This window comes from Sphingomonas sp. Leaf62, from assembly GCF_001421915.1.
Classification (GTDB): Bacteria; Pseudomonadota; Alphaproteobacteria; order Sphingomonadales; family Sphingomonadaceae; genus Sphingomonas.
In genome coordinates this window covers 19,671-40,257 of the sequence record NZ_LMLN01000013.1, presented here as the reverse complement: position 1 = coordinate 40,257, position 20,587 = coordinate 19,671, and the positions used below count along the sequence as shown (strand labels likewise).

General features: G+C 67.2%; 21 protein-coding genes. 8 read left to right on the top strand and 13 right to left on the bottom strand.

All coding sequences use genetic code 11. The features are described 5' to 3' along the window. The 3 genes from glyS to ASE91_RS08045 form a co-directional block, all read left to right on the top strand. On the top strand, window positions 1-1,072 hold a 1,072-nt coding region (gene glyS, locus ASE91_RS20555), incomplete at its 5' end, for a glycine--tRNA ligase subunit beta (protein WP_235530381.1). A 102-nt stretch (window positions 1,073-1,174) separates the two neighbouring features. After that, on the top strand, window positions 1,175-3,835 hold the full coding sequence (gene ppdK / locus ASE91_RS08050) for a pyruvate, phosphate dikinase (protein ID WP_056624779.1): 2,661 nt from the start codon (window positions 1,175-1,177) through the stop codon (window positions 3,833-3,835). Continuing rightward, window positions 3,832-4,038: a hypothetical protein gene (locus ASE91_RS08045; protein WP_056001741.1), complete on the top strand. Its 207-nt coding sequence runs from the start codon at window positions 3,832-3,834 to the stop codon at window positions 4,036-4,038. The genes ppdK and ASE91_RS08045 overlap by 4 nt, the downstream gene beginning before the upstream one ends. A 40-nt stretch (window positions 4,039-4,078) precedes the next feature. Here ASE91_RS08045 and ASE91_RS08040 read toward each other — a convergent pair whose 3' ends face one another. After that, a complete protein-coding gene (locus ASE91_RS08040; protein ID WP_056624772.1) occupies window positions 4,079-4,687 on the bottom strand; it encodes an NAD(P)-dependent oxidoreductase in 609 nt (202 codons plus the stop codon). 53 nt (window positions 4,688-4,740) lie between these two features. Between ASE91_RS08040 and ASE91_RS08035 the strand changes: the two genes are divergently transcribed. Continuing rightward, window positions 4,741-5,160, top strand: coding sequence for a winged helix-turn-helix transcriptional regulator (locus ASE91_RS08035; protein WP_056625194.1), 420 nt, complete (start codon window positions 4,741-4,743; stop codon window positions 5,158-5,160). A 4-nt stretch (window positions 5,161-5,164) separates the two neighbouring features. Here the strand turns inward: ASE91_RS08035 and ASE91_RS08030 are convergent, their stop codons facing one another. From ASE91_RS08030 to ASE91_RS07995, 8 genes are all read right to left on the bottom strand, one after another. Further along, window positions 5,165-5,710 carry a hypothetical protein gene (locus ASE91_RS08030; protein ID WP_056624769.1) on the bottom strand — a complete coding sequence of 182 codons (546 nt, stop codon included), beginning with the start codon at window positions 5,708-5,710 and terminating at the stop codon, window positions 5,165-5,167. A 72-nt stretch (window positions 5,711-5,782) separates the two neighbouring features. Beyond that, the gene (locus tag ASE91_RS08025) at window positions 5,783-6,775 is read right to left on the bottom strand and encodes a type II secretion system F family protein (RefSeq protein WP_200910905.1); all 993 of its coding nucleotides are present in this window, start codon (window positions 6,773-6,775) and stop codon (window positions 5,783-5,785) included. A 4-nt stretch (window positions 6,776-6,779) separates the two neighbouring features. After that, complete coding sequence (locus tag ASE91_RS08020; protein ID WP_056001730.1) at window positions 6,780-7,757, bottom strand: type II secretion system F family protein; 978 nt, start codon at window positions 7,755-7,757, stop codon at window positions 6,780-6,782. Window positions 7,758-7,773: 16 nt separating this feature from the next. After that, the gene (locus ASE91_RS08015) at window positions 7,774-9,051 is read right to left on the bottom strand and encodes an AAA family ATPase (RefSeq protein WP_056001726.1); all 1,278 of its coding nucleotides are present in this window, start codon (window positions 9,049-9,051) and stop codon (window positions 7,774-7,776) included. Then, window positions 9,048-9,698: a CpaD family pilus assembly lipoprotein gene (locus tag ASE91_RS08010; RefSeq protein WP_056001723.1), complete on the bottom strand. Its 651-nt coding sequence runs from the start codon at window positions 9,696-9,698 to the stop codon at window positions 9,048-9,050. The genes ASE91_RS08015 and ASE91_RS08010 overlap by 4 nt, the downstream gene beginning before the upstream one ends. Window positions 9,699-9,709: 11 nt before the next feature. Beyond that, entirely contained in the window at window positions 9,710-11,374 is a 1,665-nt protein-coding gene (locus ASE91_RS08005; protein WP_056624766.1) for a type II and III secretion system protein family protein, read from the bottom strand. Then, window positions 11,374-12,411: a Flp pilus assembly protein CpaB gene (gene cpaB / locus ASE91_RS08000; RefSeq protein WP_056001717.1), complete on the bottom strand. Its 1,038-nt coding sequence runs from the start codon at window positions 12,409-12,411 to the stop codon at window positions 11,374-11,376. Before cpaB ends, ASE91_RS08005 begins: the two co-directional genes overlap by 1 nt. Before the next feature lie 44 nt (window positions 12,412-12,455). Then, window positions 12,456-12,929, bottom strand: a complete 474-nt coding sequence (locus ASE91_RS07995) for an A24 family peptidase (protein WP_056001715.1) — start codon at window positions 12,927-12,929, stop codon at window positions 12,456-12,458. Window positions 12,930-12,975: 46 nt separating this feature from the next. Between ASE91_RS07995 and ASE91_RS07990 the strand changes: the two genes are divergently transcribed. The 4 genes from ASE91_RS07990 (at window position 12,976) to ASE91_RS19920 (ending at window position 16,893) form a co-directional block, all read left to right on the top strand. Continuing rightward, window positions 12,976-13,935: an alpha/beta fold hydrolase gene (locus tag ASE91_RS07990; protein ID WP_056624763.1), complete on the top strand. Its 960-nt coding sequence runs from the start codon at window positions 12,976-12,978 to the stop codon at window positions 13,933-13,935. Beyond that, the gene (locus tag ASE91_RS07985) at window positions 13,932-15,023 is read left to right on the top strand and encodes an NAD(P)/FAD-dependent oxidoreductase (RefSeq protein ID WP_056624760.1); all 1,092 of its coding nucleotides are present in this window, start codon (window positions 13,932-13,934) and stop codon (window positions 15,021-15,023) included. Before ASE91_RS07990 ends, ASE91_RS07985 begins: the two co-directional genes overlap by 4 nt. Window positions 15,024-15,100: 77 nt before the next feature. Beyond that, a complete protein-coding gene (locus tag ASE91_RS07980; RefSeq protein WP_056624754.1) occupies window positions 15,101-16,678 on the top strand; it encodes an aldehyde dehydrogenase (NADP(+)) in 1,578 nt (525 codons plus the stop codon). A 71-nt stretch (window positions 16,679-16,749) separates the two neighbouring features. After that, window positions 16,750-16,893 (top strand): hypothetical protein, encoded by a 144-nt coding sequence (locus ASE91_RS19920; protein ID WP_162233638.1) that lies wholly within the window; start codon window positions 16,750-16,752, stop codon window positions 16,891-16,893. A 631-nt stretch (window positions 16,894-17,524) separates the two neighbouring features. On the opposite strand, the gene ASE91_RS07975 is transcribed toward ASE91_RS19920, so the two are convergent. Genes ASE91_RS07975 through ispH form a run of 4 tightly spaced genes read right to left on the bottom strand, consistent with a single transcriptional unit; the run spans window position 17,525 to window position 20,542 of the window. Then, a complete protein-coding gene (locus tag ASE91_RS07975; RefSeq protein ID WP_056624752.1) occupies window positions 17,525-18,190 on the bottom strand; it encodes a hypothetical protein in 666 nt (221 codons plus the stop codon). After that, window positions 18,187-18,639: a ribonuclease HI gene (gene rnhA / locus ASE91_RS07970; RefSeq protein WP_056394770.1), complete on the bottom strand. Its 453-nt coding sequence runs from the start codon at window positions 18,637-18,639 to the stop codon at window positions 18,187-18,189. The genes ASE91_RS07975 and rnhA overlap by 4 nt, the downstream gene beginning before the upstream one ends. Next, window positions 18,636-19,589: a homoserine kinase gene (gene thrB, locus ASE91_RS07965; RefSeq protein WP_056624747.1), complete on the bottom strand. Its 954-nt coding sequence runs from the start codon at window positions 19,587-19,589 to the stop codon at window positions 18,636-18,638. Before thrB ends, rnhA begins: the two co-directional genes overlap by 4 nt. Next, window positions 19,589-20,542 (bottom strand): 4-hydroxy-3-methylbut-2-enyl diphosphate reductase, encoded by a 954-nt coding sequence (ispH, locus tag ASE91_RS07960; protein WP_056001693.1) that lies wholly within the window; start codon window positions 20,540-20,542, stop codon window positions 19,589-19,591. The genes thrB and ispH overlap by 1 nt, the downstream gene beginning before the upstream one ends. Between the last annotated feature and the right edge of the window lie 45 nt (window positions 20,543-20,587).

Here is a 20,587-nt window from a genome sequence, read left to right as displayed (position 1 = left end):
GGGTACTTTCGAAGCCGCTTCGCCTGCGGATAGCCCCCTCTCCCCGACCCTCTCCCCTGAAGGGGAGAGGGAGCGGTTGGCCGACATAGCCGAGCGCGCCGCGCGTCTCGCCAAGGCCGATCTGGTCACCGGCATGGTTGGCGAGTTCCCCGAATTGCAGGGGCTGATGGGCGGCTATTACGCCGCCGCGCAGGGCGAACCGGCGCAAGTCGCCGAGGCGGTGCGCGATCATTACAAGCCGGTCGGGCAGGGGGATGACGTCCCGACCGCGCCGGTGACGGTCGCGGTGGCGCTGGCGGACAAGCTGGACAGCATCGTTCAGTTCTTTGCCGTCGGGTTGAAGCCGAGCGGATCGAAGGATCCGTTCGCGTTGCGCCGGTCGGCTTTGGGCGTGTTGGCGCTGCTGCTCGACAATGGCGTCCGGGTATCGTTGTCGAAAGCGACTGCGGCGGCAGGTGCGAGCGCACACGAAGATGTCCTCGACTTCTTCGCCGACCGCCTGAAGGTCCAGCAACGCGAGGCAGGCGTCCGCCACGACCTCATCGACGCCGTCTTCGCGTTGGGCGGCGAGGATGATCTCGTCCGCCTGCTCGCCCGCGTTCATGCGCTCCAGTCGTTCGTCACCACCGAGGACGGGACGAACCTGCTCGCCGGGTACAAGCGTGCGGCGAATATCCTGAAGAAGGAAGCGCCGGGGACCAGCAAGTCTATTCCGGAAACGGGTGAGGAAGACCCGCTGGCGATGGTCGAGGACCCGGATTTCGTGGCCGTCGTCGCCGAATATGCCCGGACCGAGCGCGAGAAGCGCGACTATGACCGCGCGCCGGCTGAAGCCGCACTGATCGCGGCGCTCGATGCGGCCGAACCGCGTGCCGCAGCGGCAATCGAGGCGGAGGATTTCGCGGGCGCGATGGCGGCGCTGGCGTCGCTGCGTGCGCCGATCGATGCGTTCTTTACCGACGTGACGGTCAACGATGCCGACCCGCACAAGCGCACCGCGCGCCTGTCGTTGCTGGCACGGGTGCGCGATGCGGTACACCGGGTTGCCGATTTCTCGAAAATTGAGGGCTGACCTGCCGGTTTAACCCGTTTAACGGGGAATTTCGGGCACAGCCCGATCGAATCAGATACCCCGCCGCGGGACCACCCGCGCGGAGAGCATGGGGAACGAGCAATGACGCACTATGTCTATCGCTTCGGCGGCGGGGTTTCGGACGGGGGATCGGGCGACAAGGTGTTGCTGGGCGGCAAGGGCGCGAACCTTGCCGAAATGGCGTCGATCGGCCTGCCGGTGCCACCGGGCTTCACCATCGCGACGACGATGTGCACGCGTTATTATGAGGAAGGCGAGACTTTTCCGGCCAGCGTGCAGGACGAGGTAAAGACCGGCATTGCCCATATCGAAGGGATTACGGCCAAGAAGTTCGGCGATGCCGCCGATCCGCTGCTGGTGTCGGTCCGGTCGGGCGCGCGCATTTCGATGCCGGGCATGATGGATACGGTGCTGAACCTCGGCCTGAACGACCAGACGGTCGAGGGGCTGGCGAACGTGTCGGACGATGCGCGCTTCGCATGGGACAGCTATCGCCGCTTCATCCAGATGTATTCGGACGTGGTGCTCGAACTCGACCATGGCCGGTTCGAGGAAGCGCTGGAGATCGCGAAGGAAGATCGCGGCTATTATCTCGACACCGATCTGACCGCCGACGACTGGCGCGCGCTGGTCGCGCAGTACAAGGACATCGTCGTCGAATTGTGGGGCAAGCCGTTCCCGCAGGATGTGCACGACCAGTTGTGGGGCGCGATCGGTGCGGTGTTCGGATCGTGGCAGGCGGACCGGGCCAAGGTCTATCGCCGGTTGAACGACATCCCGGGCGACTGGGGCACGGCGGTCAACGTGCAGGCGATGGTGTTCGGCAATATGGGTGACACGTCGGCGACCGGCGTGGCCTTCACCCGCGATCCGTCGACCGGGCAGAATGCCTATTATGGCGAGTTCCTGATCAACGCGCAGGGCGAGGACGTGGTCGCGGGCATCCGCACGCCGCAATATCTGACCCTGGCCGCGCGCGAGACGGCGAACGCCAAGCCGCTGTCGATGGAAGAGGCGATGCCCGACGCCTATGCCGAACTGGCGGCGGTGTTCGATCAGCTGGAGCGACATTACCGCGACATGCAGGACATCGAATTCACGGTGCAGCAGGGCAAGCTGTGGATGTTGCAGACCCGGTCGGGTAAGCGCACCGCGAAAGCCGCGCTGAAGATCGCGGTCGACATGGCCGAGGAAGGGCTGATTTCGCGTGAGGAAGCGATCGCCCGCGTCGATCCGCAGGCGCTCGACCAGCTGCTCCACCCGACGCTCGATCCGAAGGCGGCACGCGACGTGCTGACCAAGGGGCTGCCGGCATCGCCCGGTGCGGCGAGCGGTTTTGCGGTGTTCGACAGCGATACGGCGGAGCGGCGCTCGAACGCGGGCGACGCGGTGATCCTGATCCGCACCGAAACCTCGCCGGAAGACATTCACGGGATGCACGCGGCGCGCGGCATCCTGACGGCGCGCGGCGGCATGACCAGCCACGCGGCGGTCGTGGCGCGCGGCATGGGCCGGCCGTGCGTGTCGGGCGCAGGCAGCATCTCGATCGATGCCAAGGCCGGCGTGATGAAGGTCGCCGGTCGGGAGATTCGCGAGGGCGATATCGTCACCATCGACGGCGCGACCGGCGAAGTGATGGCCGGTGCCGTCGCGACGATGCAGCCCGAACTGGCCGGTGATTTCGGCACGTTGATGGAATGGGCCGATGGCGTCCGCCGCCTGAAGGTGCGGACCAACGCCGAAACCCCGCTCGATTGCCGCACCGCGCGCGATTTCGGCGCCGAGGGCATCGGGCTGTGCCGCACCGAGCATATGTTCTTCGAACAGTCGCGGATCACCGCCGTGCGGCAGATGATCCTTGCCGAGGACGAAGCGGGACGTCGTGTCGCGCTCGACCGGTTGCTGCCCGAACAGCGCAGCGATTTCGTCGAGATTTTCGAGGTGATGGTCGGGCTGCCCTGCACGATTCGCCTGCTCGACCCGCCGCTGCACGAATTCCTGCCGCATGAGGAGGCCGAGTTCGCCGAAGTCGCGCAGGCGGCGGGGATCGAGGTCGAGCAGCTGAAGCGCCGTGCCGCCGAGCTGCACGAATTCAACCCGATGCTGGGCCATCGCGGCTGTCGGCTGGGCGTGACCTATCCCGAAATCTACGAGATGCAGGCACGGGCGATCTTCGAAGCGGCGGTGATCGTCGCCGAGAAGTCGGGCGAGGCACCGATTCCCGAGGTCATGATCCCGCTGGTCGGCACCAAGCGCGAGCTGGAACTGATGAAGATCGTCGTCGACAAGGCAGCGGAAGCGGTGTTCGCCGACAAGGGACGCCGGATCGAATATCTGGTCGGCACGATGATCGAATTGCCGCGCGCCGCGCTGAAGGCCGGTGAGATCGCGGAAGCGGGCGAGTTCTTCTCGTTCGGGACCAACGATCTGACCCAGACGACGCTGGGGGTCAGCCGCGACGATGCCAGCCGGTTCCTGGGTGCCTATGTCGAAAAGGGCATTTACGCGCGCGACCCGTTCGTCTCGATCGACGTCGAGGGTGTCGGCGAATTGATCGAACTGGCCGCCGAGCGCGGGCGCAAGACCCGGCCCGACATCAAGCTGGGCATCTGTGGCGAACATGGCGGCGATCCGGCGTCGATTGCGTTCTGCGAGACGGTCGGCTTGGACTATGTATCGGCCAGCCCGTATCGCGTGCCGATCGCCCGGCTGGCGGCGGCGCAGGCGGCGTTGAAGAAGTGAGCGGCGCACGGACGAACGATGCGGCGCGGGTGACGAAGGACGGGTTCGATCGCATCGGCCCGTTCCACCCGGCGTTCGTCTGGGGCGCGGTGATCGTGCTCGACCTGATCGTCGTGCTCGCGATCCTGCTGGCGGTCACCAAGATCGGCGACAAGGTCGAGGACATGGTGTTCCCCGGCGGCCCCGAATGGGTGACGTTCTGATAATGCCCCGCCCCGGTCGAAACCGGGGCGGGCCACTGCCTCAATAGGCGGCGGTGAAGCGGGCGCGGGGGTGGCGATGGGTCTCCAGCTCGTCGACCATCGCGATCGCGAAGTCGGCGAAGCTGATCCGGCTGACCCCGGCATCGTCGGTGACCAACGTATCGGTGCCGAGCCGGAACCTCCCGGTGCGCTCGCCCGGTTCGATCAGCGCGGCGGGTGAGAAGAACGTCCAGTCGACGTCCTGTACCGGGCGCAGAGCGTCGAGAAAGGCGATGCCGCCCATCGCAATGTCGCGCCATGCGGCCGGAAAGTCGGGCGAATCGATCAGCCGCACGCCCGGCGCGACCTCCAGGCTGGCGGCACCTCCGGTGACCAGCAGTCGTTCGACACCCGCCTTACGCAACGCCGCCAGCAGCGTATCGGCGGTGACGTCGAAATGCAGCGCGCTGATGACCGCGTCGGCCCCGGCGATCCGTTCGGCCAGTTCGCTTGGATCATGGGCATCGCCGGTGGTCCGGGTTACGCCGGGAAGGTCGGGGATGGCATCGGGCTTGCGCGCAATGGCGCGGACGCGGTGTCCGCGGCTGGCGAGTTCGCGCGTAATTTCCGAACCGGCATTACCGCTCGCGCCCAGTACTACAACATCCATCTTCACTCTCCATTGGTATCCAATGGTTACTACGTGCTATGTAGATACCCATGATGCAAGAAGGCACTTTTTCGATACCCGGTACCGTGCCGGAAACCGGGTGGCGCAAGGGCGACGTGTTCGCCGCCAATTGCCCGACCCGGCTGTTGCTCGACCGGATCGGTGACAAATGGAGTGTGTTAGTGCTGTTGCTGCTAAGCGAACAACCGGGCCGGTTCAACGAATTGAGGCGACGGATCGCCGGGGTGTCGCAAAAGATGCTGAGCCAGACCCTGCGGATGCTCGAACGGGATGGGCTGGTGACACGCAGTGTCGTTGCGACCAAGCCGGTCGGCGTGACCTATGCGATCACGCCGATGGGAGGCGAACTGATCGACGCGTTACGCACACTGATGATGTGGTCGGAACAGCGGATCGGTGCGGTGCTGGCCGCCCAGCGCGCCTTCGACGCGCGGGAACCCGGCGCCGTCTAATCTATCATCCCCAGCGGCTGCCATGGTCGTCGTCGCGGCCTTCGCGGAGCATCGCCGCCTGTTCGCGCCAGCGTTCGTGGTCGATGGTGCCGGGGTGCAGCCGCAGGTCGTCTTCCAGCGCGCGTTCGTCGGCTTCGCTCAACGCCTCGATCGAGCGGTAGGTCTTGATGCCGCGCGCGTTCAGCACCGACTCCAGATCGGGATCGATGCCGCGAATGCGCGAGAGATTGTCGCGCCCCCAGCCGAAGAAGCCGCTGCCATGACCGGTGCTGGCCGCTCCGGCGGTCGCGGCGGCGGCGGTAGTGGCCGTCGTCGCGGTGGTGCGTTCCTTCAGCAGTCGGTCGCGCTCGACCTCGACCTCGTGCAGCCGGGCTTCGCGAGTCTTCAGGTCGGTGGCGACTTCGGTGCGATACGCCTTGTGGGCGGCTTCCTCGTCACGGAACCGCTGTTTCCACTTCTTGCCGCCCGACGACGAGGCGAGGCCGAAAAACCAGCCGGCGAGAAGAACGAGTGCGAGAACCGCGAATTGCGTCGGCGTCTGGAACAGCATGTGCGGGCCCCTTCGGTGAGTACGGGGCGACAACGGTCGGGCGGGGGCGGCGTTCCGCACCCCGGCCGCGCGTTACTTGCTGAACGCGTCGCTGATGCTGCAGGCCGCCGGACCGAGGATGACGACGAAGAGGGTGGGGAGGATGAACAGGATCAGCGGCACGGTCATGATAGCGGGAAGACGTGCCGCCTTTTCCTCTGCCCGCATCATGCGTTCGTTGCGGAATTCCGCCGACAGGACGCGCAGCGCGCTGGCGAGCGGGGTGCCGTATTTCTCGGTCTGGATCATGGTCGTCACCACGCCCTTCACCGCGTCGAGGTTGATCCGCAGCGCAAGGTTTTCGAACGCCTGCCGCCGTTCGGTCAGGAAACCCAGTTCGATCGCGGTGAGCGAGAATTCCTCGCCCAGTTCGGGATAGGCGCGGCCCAGTTCGCGCGCGACGCGGGTAAAGGCGGCATCGACGGTCAGGCCCGCCTCCGCACAGATCACCAGCAGGTCGAGCGCATCGGGCAGCCCCTTGCGGATCGCCTCGGTCCGTTTGCTGATCCGGTTCTTGAGATAGATGTCGGGGCCTTTGTACGCGAGGATCAGCGTGCCCGCGACGAGGCCATAGGCCTTTAACGGCGACCAGTCGGCGAAGCTTTCGGTGCCATAGACGATATAGATCGTCGGGAGACCGAACAGGATCGGCAGCATCAGCCGGCCGAAAATGACCGCGACCGCCAGATCCTTCGACCGTATGCCGGCCTGCATCAGTTTCAGCTGTGCGGCCTTCAGCTGCGAATCCTGCAACATCTTCATCGAGCCGAGCAGCTCGCGGATGCGGTCGGTCGCCTCGTTCTTCTGCACCAGCTTGGCGCGGCGCTTGCTGGTGGAGGCGGTGATGCCCGCCTTCAGCTGTTCGCGGCGGTCGTTCAGCGCCTTCACCCGGCGCGCCATCGGATCGCGGACCGACGTCGCGACATAGATCGCGACCAGCATCGACAAGGCGGCGATGCCCGACAGCAACGTCGCGACATTGCCCATGTCGAAACCCAGGATGGTCGGGGCGGTCGGTGTCAGCATCGCATCAAATCTCGAAGTTGATCATCTTGGACATGATGAACGCACCGATCGCCATCCACAGTACGCCGCCCGCACCGATGATCATCAGCCGCTGATCGACGAAGAAGCTTTGCATGTATCTGCCGTTGATGGTCCAGATCAGCGCGAAGACGATGAACGGCAACGATCCGATGATATAGGCAGACGCCTTGGATTCGGACGACATTGCCTTGATCTTCAGCTTCATCTGCGACCGCTTGCGCAGCACGTCGGCGAGGTTGGCGAGCGTTTCGGCAAGGTTGCCGCCGGTCTCGCGCTGGATGGCGATGGTGATGATGAAGAACTGGAATTCGGGCGTGCCGAGCCGGTCGCCGCTTTCCTGCAACGCGGCGTCGAGCGAACGGCCGATCTTCATCCGGTCGCTGACCAGCCGGAATTCCTCGCCCACCGGACCGTCGACTTCCTGACCGACCACGGTCATGGTTTCAGTGATCGGCAGGCCCGAGCGCAGACCCCGGACCAGCAGTTCGATCGCGTCGGGAAATTTCGCGGTGAAGCGGGCGATGCGCCGCTTGATGAAATAGCTGACGACCATGTGCGGCAGGCCGAGCCCGACCGAGATCGCCATGAACAACGCCAGCAACGCCGGCATCCCCTTGAACAACAGATACGCGAACAGGACGGCGATCACGCCCAGCGTCGCCTGCCCATATTGGGCGAGGGTCCAGTTGTGGCCGGTGCGTTGCAGTCTGAGTTGCAGTTGTTCAACATTGGGGAGGAGCCGGGCGGCGGCGCGGTCGCCGCGCGTCGCGCCCCGGTTGCCGATGCGGCGCATCTGCGCCTCCATCGCCGTCGCGCTGGCGGACGAGGCATGGCGTTCGCGGACCGCCAGCAGCCGGCGACTGCGGGCGCGTTCGCCCGATGGCCCCGAAAAGGCGAAGGCGAGCAGCGTCAGCGTCAGCAGCGCGCCGGCACCCAGCAACAGGATCGGGAGGATCGCCATGACCGTGCCTGCGCTCCTACTTCTTCGCCTTGACCGGCAGGCGCGCGCGCAGCTTCGCGAGTTTGCCGACCAGCGACGTGCCCCCCTTGGCCGGTTCGGCCGCCGCGTCGTCCTCGACCTCGGTCAGGCGGCACAGATGCCGCGCGAGATCGACCAGCGGCGCGATGGCGCGGTTGCCCTTCGCTGCTTCGGCCAGCGGCTTGCCGAGCTTCGCCGCCTGCGCCGCCAGCTTGCCGTCGAACGCCAAGGTGAAGTCGAGCTTGCGTTCGATCGACCCTTCGAAATCCTTGCGGCTGATTTCCTGCGCGGCCAGCGGCTGGACGCGGTTGGCGAGCAGCAGAACCTTGACGTGCGGCGCGTTGGAGCGGAACCACGACAGCAGCCGGATGGTGTCGCGCGCCGCCGCCAGCGTCATTTCGGTGACGATGACCGCGGTCTGCACTTCCTCGATCAGATGCGGGTGGTTGACCAGCATGCCGCGCGGCAGGTCGACGATCGTGCATTCGAAGGCGTTCCGCATCTCCTCCTGCAACTGGTAGAAGGCGCTGCCGTCGGTGTCGATCGGGGCGTTGATCGGCGCTTCGGCCGACAGCACCGACAGCCGTTCGCCCGCCCGCACCATCGCGCGTTCGATGAACAGTCCGTCGATGCGGCTGGGATTTTCGATCGCGTCGGTCAGGCCGCGACCGGGTTCGAGGTCGAGCGCCAGCGCACCGGTGCCGAAATGCACGTCGAGGTCGAGTAGCGCGGTCGTGCGCTTTTCCCGGTCGCCCATCAGCCATGCGAGCGAGGTCGCGACGGTCGATGCGCCCGCGCCGCCGCGCGTGCCGATGATCGCGGTGGCGCTGTGCGGGCGTTCGGTGCTGGTCTCCGCAGCCTTCGGCGCGTTCAGCAGGGCATGGGCCTGTACGATCGCATCGCGGACCATGTCGGGGTTGAGCGGCTTCAGCAGATAGTCGTGAATGCCGCTGGCGACGAGATCGCGGTACAGGCGGACGTCGTTGACCTGACCGGTGGCGATCACGATCGTGCCCGGTTCGCAGACCTCGGCGAGGCCGTTGATATCGTTCAGCGGATCGCCCGATTCCGACAGGTCGACGAACAGCACATGCGGGCTGGCCGAGACCGCCAGCGTCTGCACCGCATTGCGCAGACCGCCCTTGAGGACCTTCTCGGTCGGCCAGCCATGTTCGGTGGCGACGCTGCGCAGCGTATCGCCGGAAAATTCGTCGCAGACAAAGGCGATAAAGGGGTCGCGGGTGGCAGATTTGCCGAGTGAGAAGGGCGCGTTCACTGCTTGCTGCTCCCGCCCGATCCACCGGCGCTGCCGGCGCTGTTGGTGACCTGTCCGCCATTGCCGCTGGGTGCCGCACGCCGCAGCGCGCCCACCGCCTTGCTGTTCACCATCGTGTCGGTGGTGCCCGGCGCCGATTGACCGAGGACCAGATCGCCGGGGCGGGCGACCATCGCGGCAAGGTTCGAATTGGTCGCGCAACCGAAATCGGACGAGGTCTGCGCCTCGAAATTGGGCTGATAGGTGCGCGACGTGTCGGGGCAGCCCGGCACCGACGCGGTCATCCGCGACACGACGACGCGGACGGTGCCCGGTGCGATCGCGCCCGGCGTCGGCGGAACGGCGTCGGCGAGCAACAGCCCGACGCGCGCCGCCTCTGCCGCGACATCGGCCTGCACGCCGCTATCGTCGCCGGCACCGTCGATGCCGATCTCGTCGCCATAGCGCAGGCGCATCGTTTCCAGCCAGCCGGCGAGGCGGGCGCGTTCGCCCGGAGCCAGACCGCCGGGACCGGCGGCGACGTCGAACGCATAGGCGGCGCGCGAGACGACCGGCTGGTGGACCGATTCGACGCCGTGATTGACGGTGCCCGAACAGCCGCCGATGGCGAGGGCGGAACCGAGCGCGAGGATGCGAAGGAGGGTCATCGAAGCGTGCCTCACTGAATGCTGAAGCCGGGGGCGATCGGCCCGGCCTTGCGGTCGCCCTTGCGCGGGGCGGGCGGGGCGGGGTCGACGGTGTCGGTGGCGGGTTCGACCGGCACCGGCGCGGTCAGGCCGATCGACGGCCGGGCCGGACCCTGCGGTGCCATGGTCGGCACCGGGCGCGGATCGGGGCGGCGCTGCCCCTGCAACTGGCCCATCAGCACGCGTTCGACATCGCCGGGGCTGGAATAGGCGTCGGTCGGCAGCGCGATGCGCGACTGGCTGTCGACTGGCTTCACCAGATAGGGGGTGATGACGATGACCAGTTCGGTTTCGCTGCGGGTGAAGCCGTTCGAGCGGAACAGCGACCCGAGGATCGGCAGGTCGCCGAGGCCGGGCGCCTTGTCGATCGAATTGTCGTGGCTGTTCGACAGCAGGCCGCCGATCATCATGCTCTGCCCCGATCCCAGTTCGACCGTGGTTTCGGCCCGGCGGGTGGTGAGTGCGGGAATGGTGGTCCCGTCGATCTGGACCGCGCCCGCCGCCGACAGCTGTGACACTTCGGGCCGGACGCGCAGCGAGATGCGCCCGTCGGCCAGCACGGTCGGGGTATAGGCAAGGCTGACGCCATATTGCTTGTACTGCACCGACACCGCGCCGAGGCCCTGGCTGACCGGGATCGGGATCTCACCGCCGGCAAGGAACGATCCCGTCTCTCCCGACAGGGCGGTCAGGTTGGGATTGGCGAGCGTCGTCACCTGACCGATGCGTTCGCCCAGATCGAGCGCGCCGAGCAGTTCGAGACCGAGCAGCCGGCCGGCGAGGTTGAGCGTCGTTCCGGTCACGCTTTTGGCCGGGGCGGTGAACACGGTGTCGCCGATCCGGGCGTGGTTGGCGTCGATGGCCTGCGAGGATCCGGGGATGCCGGGCACGGTGGTGATCGTACCCTGCCGCCCCTGCGCGACACCGAACAGGAAGCCACCCGAACGGTCGCGCGACGTCAGGTTGACGCCGATATTCTTGACGAAGTTGCGGCTGACCTCCGCGATGCGGACCTGCAGATTGACCTGTAGCGGCGTTGCGAGCTTCAGCCGGTTGATGACCGCGATCTTCAGCACCGCATTCGGATCGGACGTCGCAACGCCGGGGTTGAGCAGCGACACGACCAGCCGTTCGGCCTGCGCACTGTCGGCGGGCGAGGCGATGGTGCCGTTCAGCACCGCCAGCTGGCCGACGGTCGTCACGCGGATATCGGCCTCCGGCATCGCCGCCTTCAGCATCCGGTCGAGCGAGGTCAGGTTTTGCCCCACCCGGACATTGGCCGAATAGATCACCGCGCCGCTGGCGTTGGTGGCGAACACCGTCGCTTCGCCATCGGCCTTGCCGAACAGATGGATCTGGCGCGGATTGCCGACATAGACGTCGGCCGCGCCGGGATTGGATACCCACACGTCGACGACGTTCGAGGGCAGGGTGATGAGTTCGCCCTGACCGATCGACAGCTGGACGTCGTTGGTCGGCCGCTGGACGCCGGTGGCGGGCGTGCCGATGCGGGCGGCACGGACGGCGGGTGCCGCAGGTGCCGGCGCGGCGGCGGCCACGGGCAGCACCGGCCCGGCGACCAGCGCGATCGACAGCGTCGCCGCCAGCGACCGATGGAGCAGATGGAGTGCGCGCATCACTTGTTTCCCCCGACCGACACGTCAGTCACATCGTTGCCGCGGGTGATCCGCACCACCGGACCGCGCGGCGCGGCAGGTGCGCCGGGCGCGGGACTTGCCGCGACGGCCATCGTGCCGCCCGAGTTGTCGGTCGTGTCGCTGCCCTTGCCGGGGACCGAGCTGCGCTGGAACCGCGACACGTCGGCACCGGTCGAAAAGGTCGACGGACCGTCGAGCGGGCGGCTGGCGATGCGGTCGAGCGCCGCCTTTTCCGCCTTCGCATCGCCATTGGCCGGCAGCTGCACGTCGCCGCTGGCGATGGCTTCCTCAAGTTCGGATTTATTGTCGGCGATCGAGCGCAGCGACAGCGACAGCGTGCCGACGGTCTGCGCGACGGCGATCTTTTCGGCGATGCGCGGCGTCGCCTCGACGGTGACCGTCGAATAGGTCGACACGACGGTGCGGCCCTGATCGTCGCTGTTCTTGTCGGTGCGCTGGTCGGTCGCCAGCACGCGCAGGTTGCGCAGGAACGTCTCGGACGCTTTCAGCGGCGGGCCGTCGCCGCCGCCGGCCACGGTCTGGGTCAGCACCAGATCGACCCGGTCGCCGGGAAACACGAAGCCCGCGACCGCGCTCTGCGCCGATACCGGCACCGTCACCGCGCGCATCCCCGGACCGAGCGCGGCCGCGAGGAAGCCACGGTCGCCCGGCTTGACCAGCGATCCTTGCGTGATCGGCTGTCCGGCGGGGATCGCGAAGCGGACGACGGTGCCGACCAGATTGCGCGCATCGGGCGAGGATTCGAGGAAATAGGCGTTTTCGACCAGTTCCTTGGGCCATGGCTGGAACCGGAGGGCGGCGGCGTCGATGATCGTACCGATCGCCAGCGCCCTGGTCGCGACCAGCACGCGGGGACCGTCGATCGGCGCTTCGGCAGGCGTGCTGGCCGCCGCGACAGGGGCCGATGCCCCGACCATCAGGCTGCGCGCCATCAACGCCGTCATCGCGGCGATGACCAGCGCGCCGGCCAGCAGGAACAATTTGCGTGAGTCCATGACCTCATTGGCCTTTCAGTTCGTCTGGCCGGTTCGATTCGTGGTCAAATATGACCGGAATGGGTTAAGATCGGGTTGGCGATTGCCAGCATCCCCGCCACCGCGATGGCGATGCCATAGGGGATTTCGGGCACGTCCTTCCCCCGGCGACGCCACCGATCAACGAGGAACAGGATGGTCAGCGCCCCGCCCAGCAGCGACATGACCAGCAGCATCGACAGCACCGCCCCCGGTGGCAGCCACAGCGCCAGCGCGCCGATCAGCTTCACGTCGCCGCCGCCCATCTGTCCGGCGGCATAGGCGGCGACGAACAGCGCGAAGACGCCGGTCGCCACGCCCGCCTGCCACGCCATGTCGATGCCCGACAGGTCGTTGGCCAGCCACCAGAGCGGCGCCAGCAGCGCGATCGCCGCATTCTTCCGGTTGGCGATTTCACGGGTGCGGGCATCCTCGATCCCCGCGGCCATGAGCAGCAGGACGAGCGCGAGCGCCAGCCACGGAACGAGATTTCCCCACATGTCGTTAACACTAGACGTGAGGGGTTTCTAAACCGTAACCGAACCCATGGCCGCCCACGCCCTGTACCGTCGCGCGATTCCCGCCGCAGCCGCCATCACGCCATGGCATGCCCCCGATGGATGGGCGCATCGCCGGTTCGACTGGGACGCCGCCGCCAATGTTCGCTCGCGCGGTAGCCTGTTGTTCCAGACCGGGCGCGGCGACGTGTTCGAGAAATATCTCGAAGCCTTTGCCCATTGGCATGTTCGCGGGTGGAGCATCACCGCGTTCGATTGGCGCGGGCAGGGCGGATCGGGACGCTGCACCCCGGCGGGCGATTGCGGCGATATCGACCGGTTCGAAACCTATCTCGACGATCTGACCGCCTTCTGGAGCCAGTGGCAGGCGGCGGGGCCGCGCGCGATCATCGGCCATTCGATGGGCGGACATCTGGCGTTGCGCGCGGTGGTCGAGCGGCGGATCGATCCCGCCGCGTGCGTGCTGGTCGCGCCGATGCTGGGGCTGCGTTCGCCGATCGGGCCGCGGTTCGGCGAGCGGATGGCGCGGGTGCTGGGTGCGATGGGTAGCCCGCTCCGGCCCGCATGGAAGGGCAACGAACGCCCGCATACGGTGCGTCCGCGCGAATCGATGCTGACGCACGACCCGGCGCGCTATGCCGACGAATTATGGTGGCACAGCGCCAACCCCTCGCACCATACCGGGCCGCCGAGCTGGCGCTGGGTGATCGATGCCTTTCGCTCGACGCGCGAACTGCGGGCCGATCCGCGACTGGCGGAAACGCGGGTGCCGGTGCAGATGCTGGTCGCCGATACCGATGCGCTGGTCGATCCGCGCGCCGCGATCGAGGTGGCGGGGCGGCTGAACGATGTCGAGCTGCTGCGGTTCGGGGCGGAGTCGGCGCATGAAATCCTGCGCGAGGCCGATCCGGTGCGTGGCAAAGCGATCGCGGCGATCGACACCTTCCTCGACGCCCGCGCCCCCGCGCCGCACCGGACGCACGCATGACGCGGCGGCGGGTCGCGATCATCGGCGCGGGGATGGCGGGGGCCAGCCTTGCCGCCGAGCTGGCACCGCACGACGATGTGGTGCTGTGCGAGGCCGAATCGCAACCGGGCTATCACGCGACGGGCCGGTCGGCGGCGTTCTGGTCCGAAACCTATGGCGGGCCGCTGGTCCAGCCGCTGACGACGGCATCGGGGCCGTTGCTGCACACGCCGCCCGCCGAGTTCGCCGACCACGGGTTCCTGCGGACGCGCGGCGAATTGCTGCTGGCGCGCGATCCGGCGGTGCTCGACGCTCTGGCGCAGGACTTTGCGAGCAGCGGCGTGCCGATCGAGCGGCGCGATCCGCATGGCGTTGTCGCGGGCCTACGCGGCGAATGGCATGGTTTGTGGTCGCCGGGCTGCGCCGATATCGATGTCGGGGCGCTCCATGCCGCCTATCTCGCCAAGGCGCGACGTGGCGGGGCGGAGGTTCGGTGCGACACCGGGTTGAAAGGCGCGCGGCGAGTCGGCGAATTTTGGGAGCTCCAGACCGTGTCGGGGCCGATCGTCGCAGACATCGTGGTCAATGCCGCCGGAGCATGGGCGGACGATGTTGCCGCACTGTTCGGGGCGACACCGCTCGGCATCCGGCCCTATCGCCGGACGGTGGTGCAGGTGCGGATCGATCCGCCCGCATCGCCCGACCTGCCGCTGGTCATCGACACGGCGGGGGGATTCTATTTCAAGCCCGAGCCGGGTGGGCGACTATGGCTGTCGCCGCATGACGAGACGCCCGACCGGCCGCACGACGTCGCGCCCGAGGAGATCGACGTCGCGCTGGCGATCGACCGGTTCGAGGCGGCGGTCGATTGGCGGGTCGAAGCGGTCGAGCGGCGTTGGGCCGGCCTGCGCAGCTTTGCGCCCGACCGGTTGCCGGTCTATGGGTTCGACGCGCGGGTGCCGGGGTTCTTCTGGTGCGCGGGGCAGGGCGGCTTCGGTATCCAGACCGCGCCCGCCGCCGCACGGATGTGCGCGGCGCTGCTCGGACAGGGCGATGTGCCGGAAGGGGTCGACCCGACACTTTATTCGCCGCATAGATTGTCGGAGTAATTACCCGAGTCGGCCATTTACGTTAGCGCTATCAGTTCCTATCTGGGCGGCAACGCGACCATCACAAGAGGATGCACATGACGATCACCGGCGAACTGTTCCTGGGATCCAAGCGGGTTGCCCGCGACGATCTGTTCCAGGCCTATGACCCCGCGACCGGCGCGCTGTTCGGCGAAGGTTTTTCGAAGGGCACCAAGGAAGACGCGGAAGAAGCGTGCGCCCGTGCGGCGCAGGCGTTCCCGATCTATGCGGCGCTGCCGATCGAACAGCGCGCGGGCTTCCTCGACGCGATCGCCGACGAGATCGAGGCGCTGGGCGACGAGCTGATCGAACGCGGCAGCCGCGAAACCGGCCTGCCGACCGCACGTCTGACCGGCGAGCGCGGCCGCACCTGCGGTCAGCTGCGGCTGTTCGCCAAGGAAGTACGCGACGGCGCATGGCAGCAGCTGCGCATCGATCATGCCGATGCCGCGCGCGCGCCGGTGCCCAAGCCCGACCTGCGGCTGCGCACCATTCCGGTCGGCCCGGTGGTGGTGTTCGGCGCGTCGAACTTCCCGCTCGCCTTCTCGACCGCCGGTGGCGACACCGCGTCGGCGCTGGCCGCCGGTTGCCCGGTGATCGTGAAGGCGCATCAGGCGCATCCGGGCACCGCCGAACTGGTCGCGCTGGCGATCGTCCGTGCGGCGGAAAAGACCGGCATGCCTGATGGCGTGTTCTCGATGGTATCGGGGTCGGGTCAGGTCATCGGCACCGCGCTGGTCGCCGATCCGCGCGTGCAGGCGGTCGGCTTCACCGGTTCGCGCAGCGGCGGTACCGCGCTGATGAAGGTCGCGCAGGAACGGCCGCAGCCGATCCCGGTCTATGCCGAGATGTCGTCGATCAACCCTGTCGTGCTGATGCCCGAAGCGCTCAAGAATCGCGGCGAGGCACTGGCCAAGGGCTATGTCGGGTCGCTGAGCATGGGCGCGGGCCAGTTCTGCACCAATCCGGGTCTGGTGCTCGGCATCGACGGGCGGGAACTCGACGCGTTCCTCGACACGGCGGGCGACGCGCTGCTCGGCACCCCGGCGCAGGTGATGCTGAGCGACGGCATCCACAAGGCGTTCGAGGAAGGCCGCGCCAAGCTGGCGTCGAGCCCCGCGGTGACGCTGGTCGGCGAAGGGCAGGCACCCGAAGGCCCGACCCGTGGCCGCGCGGCGATCTTCGCCGTGTCGGGCAAGGACTTCATCGCCGATCCGGCGCATGCCCATGAAGTGTTCGGCATGTCGTCGATGGTCGTGAAGTGCACCGATGCCGACGAACTGGTCGAGGTGTTGTCGAAGCTGGAAGGGCAGCTGACCGCGACCTTACAGATCGACGAGGGCGATTACGAGGACGCGCGCAAGCTGATCCCGGTGCTCGAACGCACCGTCGGCCGCATCCTGTGCAATGGCTGGCCGACCGGCGTCGAAGTGGGCCATGCGATGGTCCATGGCGGGCCGTTCCCGGCGACTTCGGACGGGCGCACGACCTCGGTCGGCACGCTGGCGATCCACCGCTTCCTGCGGCCGGTGTCGTATCAGGACTTCCCGGAAGCACTGCTGCCCGACGCCCTGCGCGAAGGCAACCAGCAGGGTGCGCTGACGCGGATCGACGGGGCGTGGACGGTCGGCTGATCGTTTCCTGACTGGAAAGAACGGGGCGGCGGGTCGTTGATCCGCCGCCCCTTTTCGTTTTGGATAGCGTGATGGACGACGATACGATCATCGATACCCCCGAAGGCCCGAAGCGGTGGGGGGACTGGAAGAAGAAGAACCCGGTGCAGTTGCCGTCGCGGCGGACCAAGGGGAAGGACCTGCCGAACAAGGTGAAGATGCGGACGGATGAATAGGGCTGTCCGTTTGTCCTGAGTAACCATTGAGCTTGTCGAAATGGCGTATTGATGGACGGTTGAGGTTCGGGGCGGTGCTTCCACACGGCCTTTGACTTCACCCAGTCCCTACTCAGCACGATTGCTGGGGGGAATGGCTCTTCTTTTCCCATTCCGTTCGGTTCGAGCAGCTTCGAGCTTGTCGAGAAGCGCCCGTCGAGAACGGGTCGTTTGGGGCAGGCAGGTTCTCGACAGGCTCGAACTGACTGGAGGAAAGGGCGGTTGATCGCCCTCCGCTGGTGCTCTCGCGGAGCCCCGTTCTCGACAAGCTCGAACCAAACGGGGGAGGGGGCGTCGAAATGGGAGACGGGCTTCAACCAAACGGGAGGATGAGTTTAACCGAGTGGGAAGGGCATTCCGATCAAGCAGGAATGGAGGCTCCCAGGACCGATCGAAATTCAGCAGTAACCGCGGAATTTCGTCATTCCCGCGCAGGCGGGAAGTCATATCCACCGACGGTCTGGCTGGACTCGCGATGTTGGCGTGTATGGACTCCCGCCTGCGCGGGAGTGACGATAGGGGATCGAACGCGATCCCTGCGTCCAGCGAACTGAATGTCGATCCCGCTTGGCAAACGGCGAAGGGAAACCCCCTACCGCCGCCCGGCCAGCCAGATCACATGCCGCGCACCCTTGGTCCCCCGCGCCCGCACCACCTGCTCCTCCACTGCATAGCCGCTATCGCGCAGCCGCTTGGTGAACGCGGGATCGGCATAGGCCGACCAGATCGCCAGTACGCCGCCGGCGTGCAGCGCGCGCTTGGTGACCTGCAGCCCGCGGGCCGAATAGAGCTTGTCGTTGCCGGCATGGGTCAACCCGTCCGGCCCGTTGTCGACGTCAAGCAGGATTGCGTCCCAGCCGCCGTCCTCGATCGCCCACGCGACGTCGCCCACCGCGATCCGCACGCGCGGATCGTCGAGGCAGCCGTCGAAGATGTGCGCCAGCGGTCCGCGCGCCCAGTCGACGATCTTGGGTACCAGCTCGGCGACGACCACCTCGGCATCGGCGGGCAGAATCTTCAGCGCGCGGCGCAGGGTGAAGCCCATGCCGAGGCCGCCGATCAGCACCCGCGCGCCCTTGCGTGCCGTAAGGTGGGCGCAGCCGAGATCGGCCAACGCCTCTTCCGACGCCGACATGCGGCTGCTCATCAATTCGTTGCGGTCGAGGACGATCATGAAGTCGTCGCCGCGCTGGACGAGGCGCAATTCGACATTGTCGCCGGGCACGTGCGCGGTGTCGATCAGGACGCGTGGGATCATTGGTTCAGGGCTGCATCGCTGGCGAGCCGGTCGGCGCGCTCGTTATCGGGGTGGCCGGCATGGCCCTTCACCCACACCCATTCGATGCGGTGCGGTTTGGCGGCGGCGAGCAGTTGCTGCCACAGTTCGGCGTTCTTGACCGGTTGCCGGGCGGCGGTCTTCCACCCGTTTTTCTGCCAGCCTTTGATCCATTTGGTCAGGCCGTCCATCACATAGCGGCTGTCGGTCGACAGGATCACGCGGCAGGGACGTTTGAGCGCGTTCAGCCCCTCGATCGCGGCCATCAATTCCATGCGGTTGTTGGTCGTCTCGCGCTCGCCGCCGGACAATTCCCGCTCGCGGCCATCGGCGGCGCGCAGCACCGCGCCCCAGCCGCCACGGCCGGGATTACCCTTGCACGCGCCATCGGTCGCGATCTCGACGCGGGGGAGTTCGGGCGTCTCGGTCATGCGAAGGCGGCCGGGTTCGCGTCGTACCAGTCGAGCCGGCGCAGATAGGCGAGGGGGTCCTTGCGCGTGACCAGCGCGTCGGCCGGCGTGTTGATCCAGTCCCACGCACGGGTCAGCAGGAAGCGGATGCAGGCCCCCTTCGCCAGCAGCGGCAGCGCGGCGACCTCGGCCTCGGTGAGTGAAGCCTGTGTCCGATAGCCGGCCAGCAGCGCGCGTCCGATCGCGGGGTCGAGCGGCGCACCCTTCGCATCGAAGCTCCATGCCGAATGGGTGACCGCGACGTCATAGGCGACGATGTCGGTGCAGGCGAAATAGAAGTCGATCAGCCCGGTGACGCGGTCGCCGAGCATCAGCACGTTGTCGGGGAACAGATCGGCATGGATCGCGCCGGTCGGCAGGTCGGCGGGCCATGCCGCAACGACCGTATCGAGCGCGCTGCCGACCCGCGCGCGCAGGCCGGGCTGGATCGAATCGAGCTGGGGCGCACAGTCGGCGAACAGGGTCGGCCATGCGCCGACACCCATCGAATTGGCGCGGGTCGGCGCGAAGCCGGTCAGGCCGCGGTGGAGCGCGCCGAGCGCCGCGCCGGCGGCATGTGCCTGTTCAGGAGTCGGATGGCTGACCGACACGCCCGACAGGAATTCGATCAGGCAGGCGGGGCGACCCTCCAGCGTCTGGATCACCTGTCCCGCGCGATCGGGCAGCGCGCGCGGCACCGGATTGCCGGCATCGGCCAACGCATCGGTCATCGCGAAGAAGAAGGGCAGGTCGGCCAGATCGACCCGTTTCTCATACAGCGTCAGGATAAAACGGCCGGTGGTGGTGTCGACCAGATAGTTGCTGTTCTCCACCCCCTCGGCAATGCCCTTGGCCGAAATCAGTTCGCCATGGTCATAGCCCGACAGGAAGCGCGCGAGCGCCTCTGCCGACACCTGCGTATAGACGGCCATCAGGCGGCTTCGAGGCCGCGCGGCAGTTTGAACGCGATCGTTTCACGGGTCATCTCGACCTCGGACTCGGTGACGTCGTAGCGGGTAGCGATGCGGTCGACCAGTTCGCGGACCAGCACTTCGGGCGCCGACGCACCGGCGGTGATGCCGAGCGTGCCGACCCCCTCCAGCCATGCGAAGTCGAGTTCGGCGGCGCGCTGGATCAGGCGGGCACGGGTGCCCTCGCGCTCGGCGACCTCGACCAGCCGCACCGAATTGGACGAATTGGGCGCGCCGATGACGAGCATCATGTCGCAGCTTTGCGCGATCGCCTTAACCGCATTCTGCCGGTTCGACGTGGCGTAGCAGATGTCGTCGGCCTTGGGCGCGACGATGCTCGGGAAGCGGGCGATCGTCGCCTCGACGATGGCGCGGGTGTCGTCGACCGACAGCGTCGTCTGCGTCAGGAAGGCGAGGTTGTCGGGGTCGGCGGGCTGGAGCGCGGCGACGTCCTCGACCGTCTCGATCAGCGTCATCTGCCCCTCGGGCACCTGGCCGAAGGTGCCGATGACTTCGGGATGGCCGGCATGGCCGACGAACAGGATGTGGCGGCCGCTGGCGACCAGCCGTTCGGCCTGGCGATGGACCTTCGACACCAGCGGGCAGGTCGCGTCGAGATATTCGAGGCCGCGCTGGCTGGCCGCCGCCGGGACCGATTTGGGCACGCCATGCGCCGAGAACACGACCGGCACGCCGTCGGGCACCTGATCCAGTTCCTCGACGAACACCGCGCCCTTGGCCCTGAGTGAGTCGACCACGAACTTGTTGTGGACGATTTCGTGCCGGACATAGACCGGCGCGCCGTGTTTCTGGATCGCGAGCTCGACGATCTGGATGGCGCGGTCGACGCCGGCGCAGAAGCCGCGGGGGGCCGCGATCAGCAATTCGATGACGGGGCGTTGGGTATCGGTCATGGTGCCAGCGCTTACAGCTTGTTTGGGGGCACGCCAAGCCGTGCC